The sequence below is a fragment of the Arthrobacter sp. NPDC080031 genome (genome assembly GCF_040702485.1).
In the GTDB taxonomy this organism is placed as follows: Bacteria; Actinomycetota; Actinomycetes; order Actinomycetales; family Micrococcaceae; genus Arthrobacter.
This window is the reverse complement of sequence record NZ_JBFBLA010000018.1, coordinates 64,919-83,076: the sequence shown is the minus strand read 5'-3', so window position 1 is coordinate 83,076 and position 18,158 is coordinate 64,919. Positions and strand designations below refer to the sequence as shown.

The 18,158-nt window shown below is 63.5% G+C and carries 14 protein-coding genes and 1 pseudogene; 12 read left to right on the top strand and 3 right to left on the bottom strand.

The features are described 5' to 3' along the window. The first annotated feature begins 51 nt into the window (after positions 1-51). From guaB to AB0323_RS15825, 8 genes and pseudogenes are all read left to right on the top strand, one after another. Positions 52-1,563, top strand: coding sequence for an IMP dehydrogenase (guaB, locus tag AB0323_RS15860; RefSeq protein ID WP_366178173.1), 1,512 nt, complete (start codon positions 52-54; stop codon positions 1,561-1,563). A 148-nt stretch (positions 1,564-1,711) separates the two neighbouring features. Then, positions 1,712-2,848, top strand: coding sequence for a GuaB3 family IMP dehydrogenase-related protein (locus AB0323_RS15855; RefSeq protein WP_366178172.1), 1,137 nt, complete (start codon positions 1,712-1,714; stop codon positions 2,846-2,848). A gap of 103 nt (positions 2,849-2,951) precedes the next feature. After that, positions 2,952-4,712, top strand: coding sequence for a glycerol-3-phosphate dehydrogenase/oxidase (locus tag AB0323_RS15850; RefSeq protein ID WP_366178171.1), 1,761 nt, complete (start codon positions 2,952-2,954; stop codon positions 4,710-4,712). A 39-nt stretch (positions 4,713-4,751) separates the two neighbouring features. Beyond that, positions 4,752-5,240 carry a PTS sugar transporter subunit IIA gene (locus AB0323_RS15845; RefSeq protein WP_366178170.1) on the top strand — a complete coding sequence of 163 codons (489 nt, stop codon included), beginning with the start codon at positions 4,752-4,754 and terminating at the stop codon, positions 5,238-5,240. A 53-nt stretch (positions 5,241-5,293) separates the two neighbouring features. After that, positions 5,294-6,136 carry an SURF1 family protein gene (locus AB0323_RS15840; protein ID WP_366178169.1) on the top strand — a complete coding sequence of 281 codons (843 nt, stop codon included), beginning with the start codon at positions 5,294-5,296 and terminating at the stop codon, positions 6,134-6,136. Continuing rightward, positions 6,133-6,651: a DUF3817 domain-containing protein gene (locus tag AB0323_RS15835; protein WP_284980769.1), complete on the top strand. Its 519-nt coding sequence runs from the start codon at positions 6,133-6,135 to the stop codon at positions 6,649-6,651. Before AB0323_RS15840 ends, AB0323_RS15835 begins: the two co-directional genes overlap by 4 nt. 120 nt (positions 6,652-6,771) lie before the next feature. After that, entirely contained in the window at positions 6,772-8,376 is a 1,605-nt protein-coding gene (gene guaA / locus AB0323_RS15830) for a glutamine-hydrolyzing GMP synthase (protein ID WP_366178168.1), read from the top strand. 128 nt (positions 8,377-8,504) lie between these two features. After that, positions 8,505-12,674: pseudogene (locus tag AB0323_RS15825) on the top strand (AAA family ATPase). Between the two features lie 20 nt (positions 12,675-12,694). Here AB0323_RS15825 and AB0323_RS15820 read toward each other — a convergent pair. From AB0323_RS15820 to AB0323_RS15810, 3 genes are all read right to left on the bottom strand, one after another. Further along, positions 12,695-13,531 carry an RcpC/CpaB family pilus assembly protein gene (locus AB0323_RS15820; protein WP_366178167.1) on the bottom strand — a complete coding sequence of 279 codons (837 nt, stop codon included), beginning with the start codon at positions 13,529-13,531 and terminating at the stop codon, positions 12,695-12,697. Between the two features lie 103 nt (positions 13,532-13,634). Then, on the bottom strand, positions 13,635-13,895 hold the full coding sequence (locus AB0323_RS15815) for an FmdB family zinc ribbon protein (protein WP_366178166.1): 261 nt from the start codon (positions 13,893-13,895) through the stop codon (positions 13,635-13,637). A 156-nt stretch (positions 13,896-14,051) separates the two neighbouring features. Further along, entirely contained in the window at positions 14,052-14,657 is a 606-nt protein-coding gene (locus AB0323_RS15810; RefSeq protein WP_366178165.1) for a 5-formyltetrahydrofolate cyclo-ligase, read from the bottom strand. A 118-nt stretch (positions 14,658-14,775) separates the two neighbouring features. On the opposite strand from AB0323_RS15810, the gene galU reads away from it, so the two are divergent. From galU to AB0323_RS15790, 4 genes are all read left to right on the top strand, one after another. Beyond that, complete coding sequence (gene galU, locus AB0323_RS15805; protein ID WP_366178164.1) at positions 14,776-15,681, top strand: UTP--glucose-1-phosphate uridylyltransferase GalU; 906 nt, start codon at positions 14,776-14,778, stop codon at positions 15,679-15,681. Positions 15,682-15,686: 5 nt separating this feature from the next. Beyond that, complete coding sequence (locus tag AB0323_RS15800) at positions 15,687-16,307, top strand: GNAT family protein (protein WP_364534886.1); 621 nt, start codon at positions 15,687-15,689, stop codon at positions 16,305-16,307. 308 nt (positions 16,308-16,615) lie between these two features. Beyond that, positions 16,616-17,341: a hypothetical protein gene (locus AB0323_RS15795; protein WP_366178163.1), complete on the top strand. Its 726-nt coding sequence runs from the start codon at positions 16,616-16,618 to the stop codon at positions 17,339-17,341. A 6-nt stretch (positions 17,342-17,347) separates the two neighbouring features. Further along, the gene (locus AB0323_RS15790; RefSeq protein ID WP_366178162.1) at positions 17,348-18,148 is read left to right on the top strand and encodes an NAD(P)H-binding protein; all 801 of its coding nucleotides are present in this window, start codon (positions 17,348-17,350) and stop codon (positions 18,146-18,148) included. The last annotated feature ends 10 nt before the right edge of the window (positions 18,149-18,158 follow it).

Below are 18,158 nucleotides of genomic sequence, written 5' to 3'. Positions count from 1 at the left end.
CTGCAACCCCTACCAGAGCAACCCCCAAGAACCAAGGTAAGAGGCGCACTCATGACCCAGCCCGAACACGATCCCTTTGGCTTTGTTGGCCTGACCTACGACGACGTCCTGCTGCTGCCCGGCCACACCAACGTCATTCCGTCAGAGGCTGATACTTCCTCCCGGATCTCGAAGCGGATTTCGGTCCAGACGCCGTTGTTGTCCGCCGCCATGGACACCGTCACCGAGTCCCGCATGGCCATCGCCATGGCCCGCCAGGGCGGCCTTGGCGTCATCCACCGCAACTTGTCCATCGAAGACCAGGCTGACCACGTTGACCGCGTCAAGCGCTCCGAGTCCGGGATGATCACCAACCCCCTCACCATCCACCCGGAAGCCACCCTTCAGGAACTGGACGAACTGTGTTCGCGTTACCGGGTTTCCGGCCTGCCTGTCATCGACACGGACGGCCGCCTGCTGGGTATTGTCACCAACCGCGACACCCGCTTCGTGCCGGAGTCCGACTTCCCCCTGCGGCTTGTCAGCGACGTCATGACCAAGATGCCGCTCATCACGGGCCACGTCGGCATCAGCCGCGAAGAGGCCTCTCACAAGCTGGCCACGAACAAGATCGAGAAGCTGCCCCTCGTCGACGAGCAGGGACGCCTCAAGGGCCTCATCACCACCAAGGACTTCACCAAAGCCGAGCAGTACCCCCTCGCGACGAAGGACGAGGAAGGCCGTCTCCGCGTCGGCGCCGCCATCGGTTTCTTCGGCGATGGCTGGGAGCGGGCCATGACCCTGATCGACGCAGGCGTCGACGCACTGTTCGTGGACACCGCCAACGGCCACTCTCAGGGCGTCCTGGACATGATCACGCGCCTGAAGTCCGATCCCGTCGCCGCGCACGTTGACATCATCGGCGGCCAGGCCGCCACCCGTGAAGGCGCCCAGGCACTGATCGACGCCGGTGCCGACGGCATCAAGGTGGGCGTAGGCCCGGGCTCCATTTGCACCACCCGCGTTGTTGCCGGTGTAGGCGTCCCCCAGATCACGGCCATCTACGAGTCCTCGAAGGCTGCCATCCCTGCCGGTGTCCCGCTGATCGCCGACGGCGGCCTGCAGTACTCGGGCGATATCGGCAAGGCCCTCGTGGCCGGTGCGGACACGGTCATGCTCGGCTCCTTGCTGGCCGGTTGTGACGAGTCGCCGGGTGAGCTGATCTTCGTGAACGGCAAGCAGTTCAAGAGCTACCGCGGCATGGGTTCCCTGGGTGCGATGCAGTCCCGTGGCAAGAACACGTCCTACTCGAAGGACCGCTATTTCCAGGCGGACGTTTCCGGCGACGACAAGCTCATCCCGGAGGGCATCGAAGGCCGCGTCGCCTACCGCGGCCCGCTCTCCTCGGTGGCATACCAGCTGGTCGGCGGCCTCCGCCAGACCATGTTCTACACGGGTGCTCCGACCATCGCCGAGCTCAAGGCACGCGGCAAGTTTGTGCGCATCACTGCGGCCGGGCTGAAGGAGTCACACCCGCATGACATCCAGATGACCGTCGAGGCTCCGAACTACGGTTCCCGCTAGGCGGTGCTCCCGTCCCAGGCAGCAACATGTGAGGCCGCCACCTCCCCCATGGAGGTGGCGGGCTCGCCTGTTTTAGGACGTATCGCCTGTCGTCATGCTGTACGTCACCCTGCCGGTACATCACGCCGCACTGGGATAACCTAGAGCAGTGACTTACGAGATTGAGATTGGCCGTGGCAAGCGTGGGCGTCGTGCCTACTCCCTGGATGACATCGCGATCGTCCCCAACCGCCGGACGCGCGACCCCAAGGACGTTTCCGTCTCATGGCAGATTGACGCCTACAAGTTTGAGATGCCGGTGATCGCCGCACCCATGGACTCCGCGATGTCGCCTGAATCGGCCATCGCACTTGGCCGGCTGGGCGGTCTGGGCGTTCTGGACCTCGAGGGCTTGTGGACGCGGTACGAGGACCCCCAGTCCGTGCTGGACGAGATCTCTGCCCTTGCGGATGAAACGGCCAGCCCGACGGTCACGCGGCGCATGCAGGAGCTCTACAAGGCCCCCATCCAGCCCGAACTGATCACCACCAGGCTTGCGGAAATCCGTGCTTCCGGCGTGACCGTGGCCGGCTCGTTGACGCCGCAGCGTACGCAGGAGCACTACAAGACCGTGGTGGCCGCCGGCGTCGACATTTTTGTCATTCGGGGCACCACCGTCTCGGCCGAACACGTCTCAAAGAATCATGAACCGCTGAACCTCAAGCAGTTCATCTACGAACTCGACGTACCGGTGATCGTCGGCGGGGCCGCCGGCTACACCCCGGCCCTGCACCTCATGCGTACCGGAGCGGCCGGCGTCCTGGTGGGATTCGGCGGCGGCGCAACGACCACCACGCGCCGTGCGCTCGGCATCCATTCGCCCATGGCTTCCGCCATTTCCGATGTCGCTGCTGCCCGCCGCGACTACATGGATGAGTCCGGTGGACGGTACGTGCACGTGATCGCCGACGGCGGCATGGGTTCTTCGGGTGACATCGTCAAAGCCATCGCCATGGGCGCCGACGCAGTCATGCTCGGCAGCGCTTTGGCCCGTGCGGAAGAAGCCCCGGGCAAGGGCTGGCACTGGGGCCAGGAAGCCCACCACCTTGAGCTGCCCCGCGGCGACAGGGTCAACGTCGGCACTGTCGGTCCCCTTGAGGAAGTGCTCTTCGGGCCAGGCCACCACACCAACGGCACGTCCAACCTGATCGGTGCGCTTCGCCGTTCCATGGCCACCACCGGCTACTCGGACCTGAAGGAGTTCCAGCGGGTCGACGTCGTCGTCTCGCCTTACTCGGGCCGGTAGCCTCCACTCGGTCCGCGTTAGCCGGCCCGCGAAAACCCTGCCCAAGCCGCTGGACAAGAAGTAGTGTGGGGAACTACGGGCTTTGTGCGATGGGAGGCGTCCAATGAGCAGTGTTGCAGATGGTTCGCAAAGGGATGATGCATCAACAGGTGCATTGAGTCCGCAGGCCCGGGCCAGATCCATAGACGTTCTCAAAGGCACCACTGAGCCTGGCAAGGAACTCGACATCCTGATTGTCGGGGGAGGCGTGGTCGGGGCCGGCGCGGCTTTGGACGCGGTGACCCGCGGCTTGTCGGTGGGCATCGTCGAGGCCCGGGACTGGGCTTCGGGAACCTCGTCCAGGTCCTCGAAGCTGATTCACGGGGGGTTGCGGTACCTGGAAATGCTGGACTTCGCGCTGGTCCAGGAGGCTCTCCAGGAACGCGGATTGCTGATCCAACAGGTCGCACCCCACCTTGTCCGGCCGGTCCCGTTCCTGTACCCGCTGACCCGGCGTTTTTGGGAGCGGCCCTACGTTGGTGCCGGGATCTTCCTCTATGACACGCTTGGCCTCACGTCCGGCCACAGCCGCGGTGTGCCGATGCACAAACACCTCTTCCGGCGCGGAACACTTAGGGCAGCGCCGAGCCTCAAGAGCGATGCCTTCGTCGGCTCCATCCGCTACTACGATGCACAGGTCGACGACGCCAGGCTGGTGGTCAACGTCGTCCGCACTGCGGCACACTACGGGGCGCACGCCGTGAACAGGATGCGCGTGGTGTCGTTCGTCCGCGAGGGCGAACGCGTGGTGGGCGCGAAGGTGGAAAACCAGGAAGACGGCAGCATCATCGAAGTCCGCGCCAAGCAAGTAGTCAATGCCACGGGAGTCTGGACGGACGAGACCCAGGCCATGGTGACGGATCGCGGCCAGCTCAAGGTCCGAGCTTCCAAAGGCATACACCTTGTGGTCCCGCGCGACCGCTTCCAGTCCACGGTCGGATTGATCCTGAGGACCGAAAAGTCCGTGCTGTTCGTCATCCCTTGGGGGCGGCACTGGATCATCGGCACGACGGACACCGACTGGAAGCTCGACAAGGCGCATCCTGCCGCGTCCTCGAAGGACATCGACTATGTTCTTGAACACGTCAACCGGGTCTTGAAGCGGCCCTTGACCCGTGAGGATGTTGAGGGGGTGTACGCGGGCCTCCGTCCGCTGCTGGCGGGGGAGAGCGACTCCACCGCCAAACTTTCGCGCGAACACGTGGTGGCGCACCCCGTTCCGGGCCTGGTGGTGGTTGCGGGCGGAAAGTTCACCACGTACCGGGTCATGGCGAAGGACGCCGTGGACGAAGCGACCCGGGCCATGGACGAGCGGGTACCCGCGAGCTGCACCGATACCATCCCGCTCCTAGGCGCCGAGGGGTTCAAAGCCGCATGGAACCGGCGGGCAAGAACCGCTGATGAGGCCGGGATCCACGTCGCAAGGGTGGAACATTTGCTCAACCGCTATGGCTCCATGACCCCGGAAGTGCTGGCCATCATCAAGGACAACCCGGCCATGGCCGAGCCGCTGCCGGGGGCAGACGACTATCTTTCAGCAGAGGTCGTGTATGCCGCGACCCATGAGGGTGCACGGCATGTCCATGATGTCCTGACCCGGCGCACGCGTATCTCGATCGAGTCGTGGGACAGAGGTGTTTCCGCGGTCCCTGTTGTCGCTAAGCTGATGGGAGAAATTCTTGGCTGGAGCGACGCGCAGCGGGAAAGCGAAATCAAGCACTACCTGGCCCGGGTGGAAGCTGAACGGCTCAGCCAACAGCAGCCCGACGACGAATCGGCCGATGCTGCGCGCATGGGTGTCGATGATATCGTCCCCCTCCGCTAAGCGGCCCGGGTTGGCTGGGCACACTGGAGGGAAAACGACTTGGCGGAACCACTGGACCCGTATGATGCCGAACTGACGACGCCGGAGACCGTCATCCTCGAGATGGAAGCGGTCGACAAAACAGATGCCGCGGGCCAGCTCGCCGAACGACTCTACGCTGCCGGGCGCATCACGGACCTTGAGGGCTTCCTCGAAGTCGTCAACTCCCGTGAGCACCAACTTGCCACCGGGTTGCCGGGCGGCATTGGCCTTCCGCATGCCCGCAGCGAGTTTGTCTCCCGGGTTTCCATCGCTGTTGGTGTCACGAAGTTCGGACACGCCTTGGACTTCGGGGCCAGCGACGGACCGGCAACCTTGGTCCTGCTCATTGCCACCCCCGCCAGTTCATTCTCGGACCACTTGGAAGTCCTCGCGACCTTGGCCCGCTCGCTGTCCAAGGAATCGTTCAGGGAATCCCTGCGGCGCGCCCACGATCCCGAAGTCATCGCGGAACTGATCAATTCCAGCCTGGTGTTCTTCGACCACTAGGGGGCAGGCCTTTCGTTTAGCTGTTCTACAGCTTGACGAAGTACGGTTAAGGGGTGTTGAAAACCGCTCTGAAGCCCCGCTGGATCGCAGGACTTGTCTTCGCGCTCCTGCTCTCCGGGGTCTTTGTGCTGCTCAGCCAGTGGCAGTTCGGCAGATCCACCCAGAGCGACGTCCCGGTTGAGGACCCCGCGGTGGAGCAAGTCAAGCCGCTTACCGGGCAACTTCAGCCTGGAACGTTCTTTCCGGGTTCGGCATCAGACCAAATGGTCAGCGCCAAGGGCAGTTACGACCCCGCCAAGCAGGTCCTGGTGGAGGGCCGGTTGCTCGCCGGGCAAAGAGGGTACTGGGTAGTGACCGCGTTTGCTGTCGACGGCGCCCCCGTCCTGCACGGTGTCGGCGCCTCCGCGAAGACCTGGATCCCCGTGGCCCGCGGCTGGGTCGCCGATCCTGCCCAAGCCGGGCCGCCGCCGTCGGGCACCATTGAGCTGACCGGACGGCTCCTGCCGTCCGAGGCACCAGTGCCAAACGTCGACGCCGGAGCGGGCCGCGCGTCTGCGGTTTCCGTCGCGGAACTCATCAACACATGGGAAGTCTCCAGCTATCCCGGCTTCATCGCCGCAACCTCGGAAGTATCGGCGGGCAAGACACTCGCACTTCCACCGCAGCTGAAGCCCTTGAATATCCCGGCCCAGCCCCCCAACCAACAGATCAACTGGCTCAACCTTTTCTACTCCGTGGAATGGGTGGTCTTTGCAGGATTCGCCCTCTACATCTGGTGGCGCATGGTGGCCGATGACTACCGGCGCACCCTCGAAGACGACGAGGAAGAGCCCGAGGACGAATTCCCGTCAGACGATTTGCCAGCAATTACCAAGCCAGAACAGGTAAAGCCATGATTGAGCCCAAACCGGCCATCCAGCCCGAACAGTCCGGAGAATCTGCCGCAAAGCCAAGCGCGGCCAAGAAACGCCGCTTCGGCGGAACAACGGCCCAGATCCGGTCGGCCCTGAAGTTCTATAAAGTCATGGCCTACCTCACCGGCACCATGCTGCTGCTCCTGTGCGCCGAGCTCGTCGCGCGCTATGTGTTCGGCGTGTATCTCTTCGCCGGCGGAACCAATGCAATCACTGGTCAGCCGTTCGGATTTGGATTCGCCGACGCTGAGTCCAAGGCGGTCCTGGGCGGCGTCAACGTCTCCGTGGGCGTCCTGATCGTCCATGGCTGGATGTATGTGCTGTACCTCATCTCGGACTTCCGGTTGTGGTCGCTCATGCGCTGGCCGTTCACGAAGCTCATCCTGCTCGCCTTGGGCGGCGTTGTCCCTCTCATGTCCTTCATCGTGGAGAAGAAGTTCCACTCGGAAGTAGAGATGGAACTCGCCGCGAATCCGCAGGCTTCCAAGCGCTACTGACGGGCGTGCCCCGGCGCGCATTGTGAGATCGCTAACGTCGGACAGTTTCCGGGCTGATTTCCGGGCTTCACGACCGGCTTCAAGGTGCACCGGGGCATCCCGGCAAAGTAGGCTGTTACGGTGACTACTCCCACCGCACCCTTCAGTTCTGAAGCTCAGACTTCCCAGAAGCCGGTGCTGGTTGTTGACTACGGTGCCCAGTACGCGCAGCTGATTGCCCGCCGCGTCCGTGAAGCGAATGTGTACTCGGAAATTGTTCCGCACACGTTCACCACCGAGCAGCTTCTGGCCAAGAACCCGGCAGCGATCATCCTCTCCGGCGGACCGTCAAGCGTTTATGCCGCGGGTGCCCCCAAGGTTGGCGCGGACCTTTTCGAGGCCGGCGTCCCGGTCTTCGGTATTTGCTACGGCTTCCAGGCGATGGCGAACGCGCTCGGCGGGAAGGTCGCGCAGACCGGTTTGCGGGAGTATGGCGCAACCGAGGCCACCACCGTTGGCGGACCGCGCTCCATCCTTGCGGGCGTCCCGGACTCCCAGAACACCTGGATGAGCCATGGAGACTCCGTTCATGAGGCTCCTGAAGGCTTCGAGGTCCTCGCGACCACCGCAGGCGCACCTGTGGCTGCTTTCGCGAACGAAGAGAAGCATCTCTACGGCGTGCAGTGGCACCCGGAAGTAAAGCACTCTGTCCACGGCCAGCAGGTTCTGGAGAACTTCCTTTTCAACGGAGCCGGCCTGAAGCCGAACTGGACCACCGGCAACATCCTCGAAGAGCAGGTGGACCGGATCCGCCGGCAGATCGGTGACGCCAAGGTCATCTGCGGCCTCTCCGGCGGCGTCGACTCGGCCGTCGCCGCAGCCCTCGTGCAGCGCGCCGTGGGCGATCAACTGACCTGTGTATTCGTGGACCACGGCTTGCTGCGCGAAGGCGAAGCCGAACAGGTCGAGCGTGACTTCGTTGCGGCAACCGGGGTCAAACTCTATGTCGCCAACGAGCAGGAGCGATTCCTCTCCGCCCTGGCCGGGGTCAGCGATCCCGAGACCAAGCGTAAGATCATCGGCCGCGAGTTCATCCGTGCGTTTGAGGAAGCAGAACGGGCCATCATCGCCGAAGCTGCCTCCGAAGGCGAGAGCATCAAGTTCCTCGTGCAGGGCACCCTGTACCCGGACGTCGTCGAATCCGGCGGCGGCGAAGGTGCCGCGAACATCAAGAGCCACCACAACGTGGGCGGACTGCCCGAGGACCTGCAGTTCGAACTCGTTGAACCGCTCCGCGCCTTGTTCAAGGACGAGGTTCGTGCCGTGGGCGCACAGCTCGGTTTGCCGCAGGAAATCGTCGGTCGCCAGCCGTTCCCCGGACCCGGCCTGGGTATCCGCATTGTCGGGGAAGTGAACAGGGAACGACTCGACCTGCTTCGCAAGGCAGACGCCATCGCGCGGGCCGAACTCACTGCAGCCGGACTCGACAACGACGTCTGGCAGATGCCTGTGGTATTGCTGGCCGACGTCCGCAGCGTTGGCGTGCAGGGCGACGGGCGCACCTACGGACACCCGATCGTGCTGCGTCCCGTTTCCTCCGAGGACGCCATGACGGCCGACTGGTCGAGGCTCCCGTATGACCTCCTCGCCCGGATCTCCAACAGGATCACCAACGAGGTTGACGGGGTCAACCGCGTGGTACTTGATGTCACCAGCAAGCCGCCGGGAACCATCGAGTGGGAATAGCATTCTGAGTGACCGGCCCCTGCTCCAGGGGCCGGTCACTTTGTATTTCCCCTGAAATCAGGGGTAATTTGCCTTTCCACCAGTGTTGCGGTGCGGACTGCCGGTCGATTCCCGCTACCCTCGAAAGTATGCCGATTTGGTCCAAGTCGTCTCGAGCTATCACAGAAAAGAAGGCAGCGGTGTCAGTAGGTCAAAGCCACGAAGAGAGCTCCCTGGAGCTCCGGAAATGGCTGTCCGGGCTCAAGCCCGTGACTGGTGCAGACACGATGCTGCGTTTCGTCAAGACGCCGGAAGGGTCGATAGACCTGAGCAACGGCCACCCCTCAGGCTTGGCACAGCTCCTCGCCGGGCGTCGAACCCGGCTTTCCACCCTGATCCGGGATCGCCAGCAGTATCTTGTTGCCGCGCGTGCCGCCAGGAACCTTCGCTCCAAGATTTTCGAATTGGGAAACGACCGGGGGATCGACGCCGGTTATCTGTCCTGCGGCACGGTCGTGTGGACGTCGGCGGTCGGAGGAAAACCCCAACGAGTCTCAGCCCCTGTTATGTTGGCCGCCATCTCACTCACGGCGCGGCCGGGCGAAGATGACTACGAGCTGCAACTCACCGAGCAGGCGGGCATCAACCCCGCGTTGGTCCGGCACTTGAAGACAGTCCATGGCATTGTCTTTGACGTCAACGCCGTGAGCCGTATGGCGTACAACACCGCGCGCCTTGATCCACAGCCGGTACTTGACCGACTGGCCACGTTGGTGCAACCGATCCACGGTGCCGAGGTAACCCCCAATCTCCTCATCACGACGTTGGCGGATCTGTCCGGGAACTTGGAAGACCCCTGGATCAACGAGAACAGCAGCGTCGTGGCCTCCCTGTTCGAAGCGGCCAACGGCGGGGATGTGGAACCCGAACCCATCAAGTCCGGACGGTTCCCGAACCTCGACGAGCGCGACCCCGCCGAAGAGTCGCTGCTCCTGGATGCGGACCCGGATCAGCAGTACGTGGTGGATGCCGTGCGGGCAGGCGATTCGCTGGTGGTGAGCACCCCGCCAGGCAGCGGCCAGACCCAGACGGCGATCAATGCCATCGGCGCCCTCGTCAATGAGGGAAAATCGGTGCTTGTCGTGGGCGACCGGCGGGCGAGCCTCAACGGTCTGGCGGCCCATTTTGAAGCCCTGGGCCTTGAATCGATGCTGTTCAGGCCGGGCAACGGTGCCACGCCCCAGCAGCTCAAGGGCCAGCTGGTCAGCGCGATCATCCGCAACGAAAAGTCGCTGGAGCCGCAACTTGCGAATCTCCACAAGACCCTGACCGAGCACCGCCATGCCCTCATGGACCATGTCGCGTCTTTGCACAATGTACGCCAGCGCTGGGGATGCTCGCCCTATCAGGCAATGCAGTCGCTCGCGGAGCTGACCTCGATCCAGCCTGCCCCGGCCACGACCGTGCGCTTGAAGCGCAGCGTGCTGGACAATATCAAAGACCGCGCTGAGCTGGCTGAAAGACTCCGACGCGCTGCCGAGCTTGGCAGCTTCAGCCGTGCATCGACGTCGAGCCCCTGGTACGGGGCACGCCTGGTCACCCGCAAGGAGACGGAGGAAGCCCAGCAACTGGCCAGCAGTGCCGCCGAACAGCTTCCCCGGTTGCGGGAGCGGATGAACCAGGTTGCGGAGCACTCCGAAATCCGGCTTGGGGCGAACTTCGCAGAATGGGGCGCCCAGCTTGAGCTTTTGATGGCGGTGCGGGAAAGCCTGGACAAATTCACCCCGGATATTTTTGACCGGCCAGTCCACGATCTGATTTCGGCGACCGCCACCTCCGCCTGGCGTCGTGAGCGGGCAGTGGAGATGCCCTCGATGCAGCGCTCCCGCTTGCGTCGCGTGGCAAAGGAGTACGTCCGGCCCGGTGTCCACATTGCGGATCTGCACAGCTCCTTGGTGCTCGTTCAGGAACAGCGGGCACTGTGGGCAGAGTACGCGACCACACAGCGCCATCCGGCAGTGCCCTCCGGGCTGGCGGACCTGGGCGCCAGCTACCGCGAACTGGACCGGGATCTCCGCCGTCTGGGCGATTTCCTGAAACACACTGCCGGCGGCGGCGACCTCCACGCGACCCGCTACGAAGATCTCATGCAGCGTCTTGAGCGCCTTGTGGCCGACACGGGAACCCTGGAAACGCTCCCGGAGCGCACGCTTCTGGTGGAGAATATGCGCGAGCATGGACTCGCCGAGCTTCTCGCTGACTTGGCTGAACGCGAAGTGCCTGCTGAATCCGTTGCCGCGGAACTGGACCTTGCCTGGTGGCAGTCCGCCCTGGAGGCGATGATCAGCGGTGACGACTACCTCGCCATGTCCGACGGCGATTCCCTCCGCCGTCTCGAAGCGGAGTACCGCCTCGCGGACCACGCGCACATCGCCAGCGGAGCCGCCCGGCTGCGCTGGAAACTCGCCGAAATGTGGCGTGCTGGAATCGCTGAACATCCCCGCCAATCTGAGCTCCTGAGGAACCTGATCAAGGACGGCCGCGTCACCCTCTCGGCGCTCAGCGCCCAGGCGCCAGCCCTTGTTTCCCGCTTGGTTCCCGTGTGGTCCATCAGTCCGTACTTGCTGACCGGCCTCTTGCCTGCAGAGCAGAAGTTCGATGCGGTGGTGATTCTCGACGCTGAGAGCACATCTTTGCAGGCCGTGCTGCCGGCGATCGCCCGGGCCCGGCAAGTGGTTGCCTTTGGCGACTCGAAGATCGCCAATGCCCGCACCTTCAGTGTTGCCGTGGAACCTCCCATGGCCGGTGCCGCCAGCCAAGAGACCGTAGACAGTGCTTTCAGTGCCTTGGCCCGGGTCCTGCCCACGTGGCAGTTGAACTGGGTGTACCGGGCGATTGACGAAGATCTCTTGCTCCAGCTGAGCAAGAACTACTACAACGGTGGCCTGCGCCGGCTGCCGGACGGCCAATCTGTAACAGGGTTGGACCGCTCGGTAGTAGTTGAGTACATTCCGGATGGTACCGGCCTGCCCGGGGCGGATCACGAAGGTGTTGAATCGGTCGCTGCTGAAGTGAACCGCGTGGTTGATCTGGTGTTTGAACACGCCAGCCTTAGGCCGCGGACCTCGCTCGCCGTGGTCACCGCAAGCCTGCGCCACGCGGCGAGGATCGGCGAAGCCATCAGGCTCCAGCTTCCTAACTATCCGCTGTTGTCGGGTTTCTTCAACGCCGGTGCAGAGTCCTTCCGCGTGGTGGATTTGGAGCGCGCGCAAGGACTTGTCCGCGACCACATCATCTTCTCCCTGGGGTTTGGGCGCACTCCGCATGGCCGGGCGCTGCACAGTTTCGGACCCCTGTCCGTCGAAGGCGGCCGAAACAAGTTTGCCTTGGCAATGACCCGCGCCCGGAGATCGTTGCACGTCCTAAGCTGCTTCCGTCCGGAGGACCTCGATCTGGACAGGTTGGCTCACGGCGCCGTTGAGTTCCATGAACTCCTTGACCGTGAACTGTCCGGGAATTCGGATCTGGGAACACCAGCCACCAGGGCCGCGGCCAGCGAGCAAGCGCTCGGAGAGGATCCGTTGGTAGCGGATCTGGGTGAGCGACTCCGTGCCCGTGGAGCCCGGGTGTGGCACCACTATGACGGAGCCTTGGACATCGCCGTCGCGGCAGATCCGGTGCACACCATAGGCCGTGATGACACCGAGATGCCAACACCGGTGGCCATCGAGTCGGATGGCACGGAACGATACCGCCGGATGAGCGTCCGGGAGCGCAGCCGGCTCCGGCCCCAGCTCCTGGAACGCCTTGGCTGGCGTTACATGTCCCTGTGGACCATCGAAGTATTCACGGATCCCTCGTCCTGCGCTGATCGCATCGGATCCTATCTGGGACTGGAGAAGCCGGTAGCACCCTCGTACGGTGCCGTCCAGGATGGATTCCTGGACATCGATGTTGAACAATTGGAACTGGACGGTCACCCGGATCAGGCCGCGGGCGGCCTTGGCGGTACGCAAGGCCTTGGCGGTACGCAAGGCCTTGGCTCGGGACCGGCCATCCCCTAAGGAAGCGCAATGGCGGAAAGCAAAAGCACTCAATCCAGGCACTCCGCGGACACCGGTTCCGACGCAGTAGGCGATGACACAAAGTTGGGCGAGCAGGAGAAAACACAAGTGAAGCCTGCGCCGGAGCGGAAGCATGTGGGAGAGAGCATTCTGCCCAAGAAGGCCTCCGAAGATGATCCACGCCGCTGGGGTGATGAGCCTGGCTACGACCACGATGCCTGGCTGAAGGAGCAAAGGCCCCCGCACTGGGGCTGAACGTTCCATCATGGTCGTGACTATCCGGCCTGGGTCTGGATCTGCCGTTTGTCAGAGGGATTGACGAGTACAAAGAACAGTTTCCCGCGGGTCGAAGCTCCGGCGAGGATTTCGGCCTGTTGCGGGGTGGCAGCTACAACCACAAGGCCGTCCGCCTCGTTCGTGCCCAACCATTGGCCGGCTTTGCCTCCTTGCGCGGACGTCCACAAAACCGGGACCGTAGCTGCCAGGAGCTCGGATTTCTTGTCAGGCCCGCCAAATCCGTCAGCTGCGGTGAGAACAACGTTGACCAACTGGCCCGGCGAGATGAGCTGAATTGAAGCGGGATCGGCCATGCGAAGTGGAACGACCGCCGTCGCGGGCGCGGTACCGGTCAGCAGACCCGGTCCCAGGAGTTGGGCGTCTGTGGGGATCTGCCCCTTCCTCAGGGGCGAGGCAAGCTGCTTCCCGCCATATCCAGCCCCGGAAGTGAGTGCGCCGGCCGGAACTCCGTCAGGAAGGACGTCGAGTGGCTTGAGGTCGGAATCCGTCAAAGTGGACCCGGCAGGAAGATCCCGCGCGGCGGCCAGGACCGTGGCTCGTTGCTCCGAAGGGGGAGTCAGTTGATGCACGATGATCCCGACCGCCACGCATAGGAGCAGAGCCACTGCTAGGCGGCGGTTGCGGTTTAGCCAGCTGCCGAAGCTGCGGGGCCTGGAGTGTCCCGCGGGAGCGCACAGGCGCCGGCCAGCCTTGAAGGGACCGGCGTGAAGACGGCGGGTGCTGACCCCGTCGACCGGCACGAGGAGCCTGTTGCGCGGAATCGAGGAAGGTCCGGCAGACGTGGAGCCTTTGGATACGTTCGGGGTTGCGGGCATGGGCCCACGCTAACCGGACGCCCGGGCCCGTGGCAGGGCCCGGTTGCGCTATGTGGAAATCGGTGAGCTATGTGGAAAAACCGAGGGCAGTCGGAAACCGCACTCAGCTCGCGGCAGCCGCCGGAACCGAGGCTGGAGCCGGAGACGCAGCTGGGGCTGGAGCGGCCGAAACGGTGCTTCCTTTGGAGTCCCGGGAGTCCGTGCGGTAGAAACCCGATCCCTTGAAGACGACGCCCACGCTGTTGAACTTCTTGCGCAACGAGCCCCCGCATTCAGGGCAGTCGGACAGGGAGGTGTCCGTGAAAGCCTGAACGATGTCAAAGGCATGTCCGCAGTCTTTGCAGGCATAGGCATATGTGGGCACTTGTGATCCTCCTCCGGGACGAACTACAGGTCCTGGGCTGCCAAGGCGGATTGTTCCGTCCATTAGCAGTCCCGGGGCCTGAGTGCTAATTCTATCATCCGGAGCCGGGGCCGCTACCACTGAACGTGACCGAGTAAACAGGCCGGAAACCCCCGATCAATCGACCGGAGCCAGCCGGACGATCCGATATGGGGTCAGCGCCTCCGCCACGGGTTTGTCGAACGGTTCGGCCGGGATCGTCCCCGCGGGCAGCACTTCGTGGTCATATACAACGGCGACAGTCGGCGGACGCTGCCCGTCGGCGTCGAGCTTGTCGAGGAGCCGGTCGTAGTAGCCGCCCCCTTGACCGATACGGTTTCCGCCTCCATCGACGGCGGTGGCCGGGAGGAAGATCCCAGCCGCATCCTTGATGACGTCGCTGTCGAATCGCTCGCCCACGGGCTCATCAATCGGGGCGTACTTCGAGCGGACAAATGGCGTCTCTGGTATCCAATAGACCCAGCTCAGACGTCGTTCCGGTTCACAGACGGGAAGAAGGATCCTGTGCCCGGCGGCATGGAGCGCCGCAAGCAAGGGCAGCGTTGGCGGCTCTGCAGCCACCCCGACATAGGCCGCAAAAGTCGAGGGTTTCCCCCGGGCAACCCCATCCGCCCACGAGAGGCCGTGGCGGGCGATCCCGGTTCCAGCGTCAGCACGCTGTTGTCCGGTCAAGGCGAGCCGGCGCTTGCGGCAGTCCCGGCGGATATCGTCTTTCAAAGTCACTTTTGCTCCAGTTCTCGCGGCTGTGCGGCTCCGAAGATGGCGAAAGAGCGGTGGATTCTCTCCAGTCCAGCACGTTCCCTTTTGCCCATTGTCCAGTTCCTTCCGTTAGATTAGTCCGGTGACTTCCAATAACTGCGCCGTCCGCAAGGCCGTGATCCCTGTTGCCGGGCTCGGCACCCGGTTTCTGCCTGCGACAAAAGCCATGCCCAAAGAGATGCTCCCGGTAGTCGACAAGCCGGCCATCCAATATGTTGTCGAAGAAGCCGTGAGCGTGGGACTCAACGACATCCTTATGATCACAGGCCGCAACAAGCGTGCGTTGGAAGATCACTTCGACCGGGTTCCGGCTTTGGAAGCGACTCTGGAGGCCAAGGGAGACACGACTAAGCTGGACTCGGTGCAGGCGACCAGCAACCTCGGCGACATTCACTACGTCCGCCAGGGCGACCCCAAGGGGCTGGGGCACGCAGTGCTGCGAGCAAAGCAGCACGTCGGGTACGAACCATTCGCGGTTCTTCTCGGTGACGACCTCATCGACGCCCGGGACACGCTCCTCAGCGACATGATCGAGGTCCAGCACAAAACCGGTGGATCCGTTATTGCCCTCATCGAAGTCGACCCCTCCCAGATCAGTGCCTATGGCTGTGCGGATATCGAGGATATGGGTGAAGACGGTTACGTCCGGATCAAGCAGCTTGTGGAAAAGCCAGCCGCAGACGAGGCTCCATCCAACCTGGCCGTGATTGGCCGCTACGTGCTTCACCCCGCCGTATTCGACGTCCTCGAGAAAACCGAGCCGGGCCGCGGAGGAGAGATCCAACTGACGGATGCACTTCAGGTACTCGCGGCAGGACAGGGCGAAGGTCGCGGCGTCTACGGAGTGGTCTTCCGCGGCCGTCGTTACGATACCGGGGACAAGCTCAGCTACCTCAAAGCCTGCGTCCAGCTGGCGTGCGACAGCGAAGACCTCGGTCCCGGTCTGCGTGAGTGGCTGCCGGGCTTTGCTGCCGGCCTCAGCAAGTAGGTCCCGTGTGGGGATCGGCCATTTGGCCGGTGACGCTGGAGAGCGGGGACCTCATCTTGCGTCCCATCCGCTACCGGGACAAGAAGGAATGGACCGAGGTCCGCTCGCGCAATAGTGATTGGCTGGCGCCTTGGGAAGCCTCGAACCCCGCACCTGGTGGCCGACTACCGAACTACCGGCAGATGGTGGCTTCCCTTAACGCGCAGGCTCGTCAAGCGAGTGCCCTTCCGTTTGTGATCACGGAGCGCACTCCAGGGTTCGCGGAGCCCAGGATCGTCGGGCAGCTGACGGTTTCCTCGATTATGTGGGGGTCGGCGATGACTGCCACGCTTGGCTATTGGGTCGACCAGGCTCGGGCCGGTCGCGGAATTGCTCCAACTGCGGTTGCCATGGCGACTGACCATTGTTTTGGGGCACTCGGACTGCACCGGATGGAGATCAACATCAGGCCCGAGAACGGGCCGAGCCTGCGGGTTGTTGAGAAGCTGGGATTCCGGGACGAAGGCCGCCGTGAGCGTTTCCTCCACATCAACGGAGAGTGGGCCGACCATCGAAGCTTTGCGTTGACTTCGGAGGAGGTCCCCGGGGGCTTGCTGGCTGCTTGGCTGAGACGCGGAGCAAACTAGTCCGTTTGGGTGAAGAGAGTCGGTAAATCCACTGATTTGCCGACTCTCCGACGACACACCGCGGGCAATGCGGTGGCCTCTGCGTATTTGCTTCTACGGTTTTGATTGTGGACTTCCCTCTCAGCAGCTCGGTGATATTGGTCATTGCTGTCGCGCTGTGGATTGTTTGGGTTGCGCCATACATACTGCGGAATCATGGCCACCACATCCAAGTGGCCGGTGACATTCCAGCGGATGTTATCGACGAAGACGCTCATGAACTGCAAGCCGGGGTGGTTCTGTCAATCACCCCTCGGCAGGAGAAAGCAATGGAAACCATGCAGAGCACCGCAACCGCATTGCCCGAGGCATCGGCCGACGCCGGCGAACGGCGTGATGCTGCATCGGATACAGCGGTCTTCAAAGTCAGATACGGCCGGTGCGCTCTTGCTCTCGCCGGTTTCCTCCTGCTGCTCACGGCAGCCGTTTCCGGTGTGCTGCGCATTCTTGGCCTCGTTTCGGGTTGGCTGCCACTGGTGTCCATCGTCGGCGTGGCCGGGACCGTCTTCCTGCTTCGCCAGTTGGCCATCAGGGACCGCCGGGCGAAGATGAACAGGGCCTTCCGCAGCGCAATGGGTCACACAGTCGAGAGTCCCCGCGTGAGTCCTCCGGCATCGGACCGCCCGGATACCAAGATCTTCGACGCGGAAGCCCACGCCCATGAGGCGACGCGCCTGACCGCCGTCGAACTTCGGCAGGCGGCCCTCAACGTTGCCGTCGCCGCTGGCGACAACACGGTCCGGTTTACGGCGGAATCCAAGGAATCTGAATGGCAGCCGGTGGACGTTCCCAAACCAACATATGTCGACGCCGCCAAGGCGCCCCGGCCGGCACCCGAACCCCTCGACCTGCCTGAGGCTCCCAAACCCCTCGGCAAACCGTCGTTGAAGCCGGCCAGCGCGCCTTCCACGGGCCCGTCGGTCCAGACGCAGCACGGCAAGCCTCAGAGCGCCCTCAGCAACCTCGACGACGTTTTGCAGCGCCGCCGGGCATAGCCTCCCTTGACTACGGTCTGCGTCGCAGGGGGCACGGGACAAGTCGGCCGTGAAGTCGTCCGTCTGGCGCTCGACGCCGGACTGGACGTGACGGTCCTGAGCCGCCGCCCGCCGTCGGGCGCGTCGCCGGTCCATCACGACGGCGCCCGCTACTTTCAGGCTGACGTCACCACAGGCGCCGGGCTGGCGGAAGCCCTGCGGGGGGCCGACGTCGTGATTGATTGCTTGGAAGGGCGGTTCGGGAAGGCCCGCAAGAATTTCGCCGACGGCGGCTCGCGACTGCTCGCCGCAGCGGCCGGTGCCGGCGTCCGCGAGGCGGTTCTCCTCTCGATCATCAACTGCGACAAGAGCGACGCGGCATTCTATGTCTCCAAAGCCCGGAAAGAACGGGTCTACGCGAATTCGGCGCTTGAGACAGTGGTTGTGCGGGCTACCCAATTCCACAGCCTCGTGGCGGCAGTGTTCCAGGCCGGGGCGAAAGTTCGCCTCATACCGATCTTCAAGGGCGCACGCTTTCAAACGATTTCACCGTCGGATGTGGCGTCCGAGTTGCTTTCGGAGGCGCTGGCGGCGCCGTCCCCGGAGCGGCACCGGACACGAACCATCGGCGGACCGGACATCCGGACCATGCGTGAACTCGCTGAGATCTGGCGAGAAGCTCCGGGACATGCCGGGCGGATCGTGGAGGTGCCGTTGCCGGGAGCGATGGGCAAATATCTTCGGAACGGACTGAATTTGGTGCCAAGCCAGCGGACGGGAACAGACACGTTCGAGTCTTGGTTGGCGAAGCGCGAAAATAGTTTGTAGCCTAGGGACA

Coding starts and splice junctions, on each gene's coding strand:
- guaB (WP_366178173.1), top strand. CDS start 52: ATGACCCAGCCCGAACACGATCCCTTTGGCTTTGTTGGCCTGACCTAC.
- AB0323_RS15820 (WP_366178167.1), bottom strand. CDS start 13,531: ATGCCCGCAACCCCGAACGTATCCAAAGGCTCCACGTCTGCCGGACCT.
- AB0323_RS15850 (WP_366178171.1), top strand. CDS start 2,952: ATGAGCAGTGTTGCAGATGGTTCGCAAAGGGATGATGCATCAACAGGT.
- AB0323_RS15795 (WP_366178163.1), top strand. CDS start 16,616: ATGGAAACCATGCAGAGCACCGCAACCGCATTGCCCGAGGCATCGGCC.
- AB0323_RS15835 (WP_284980769.1), top strand. CDS start 6,133: ATGATTGAGCCCAAACCGGCCATCCAGCCCGAACAGTCCGGAGAATCT.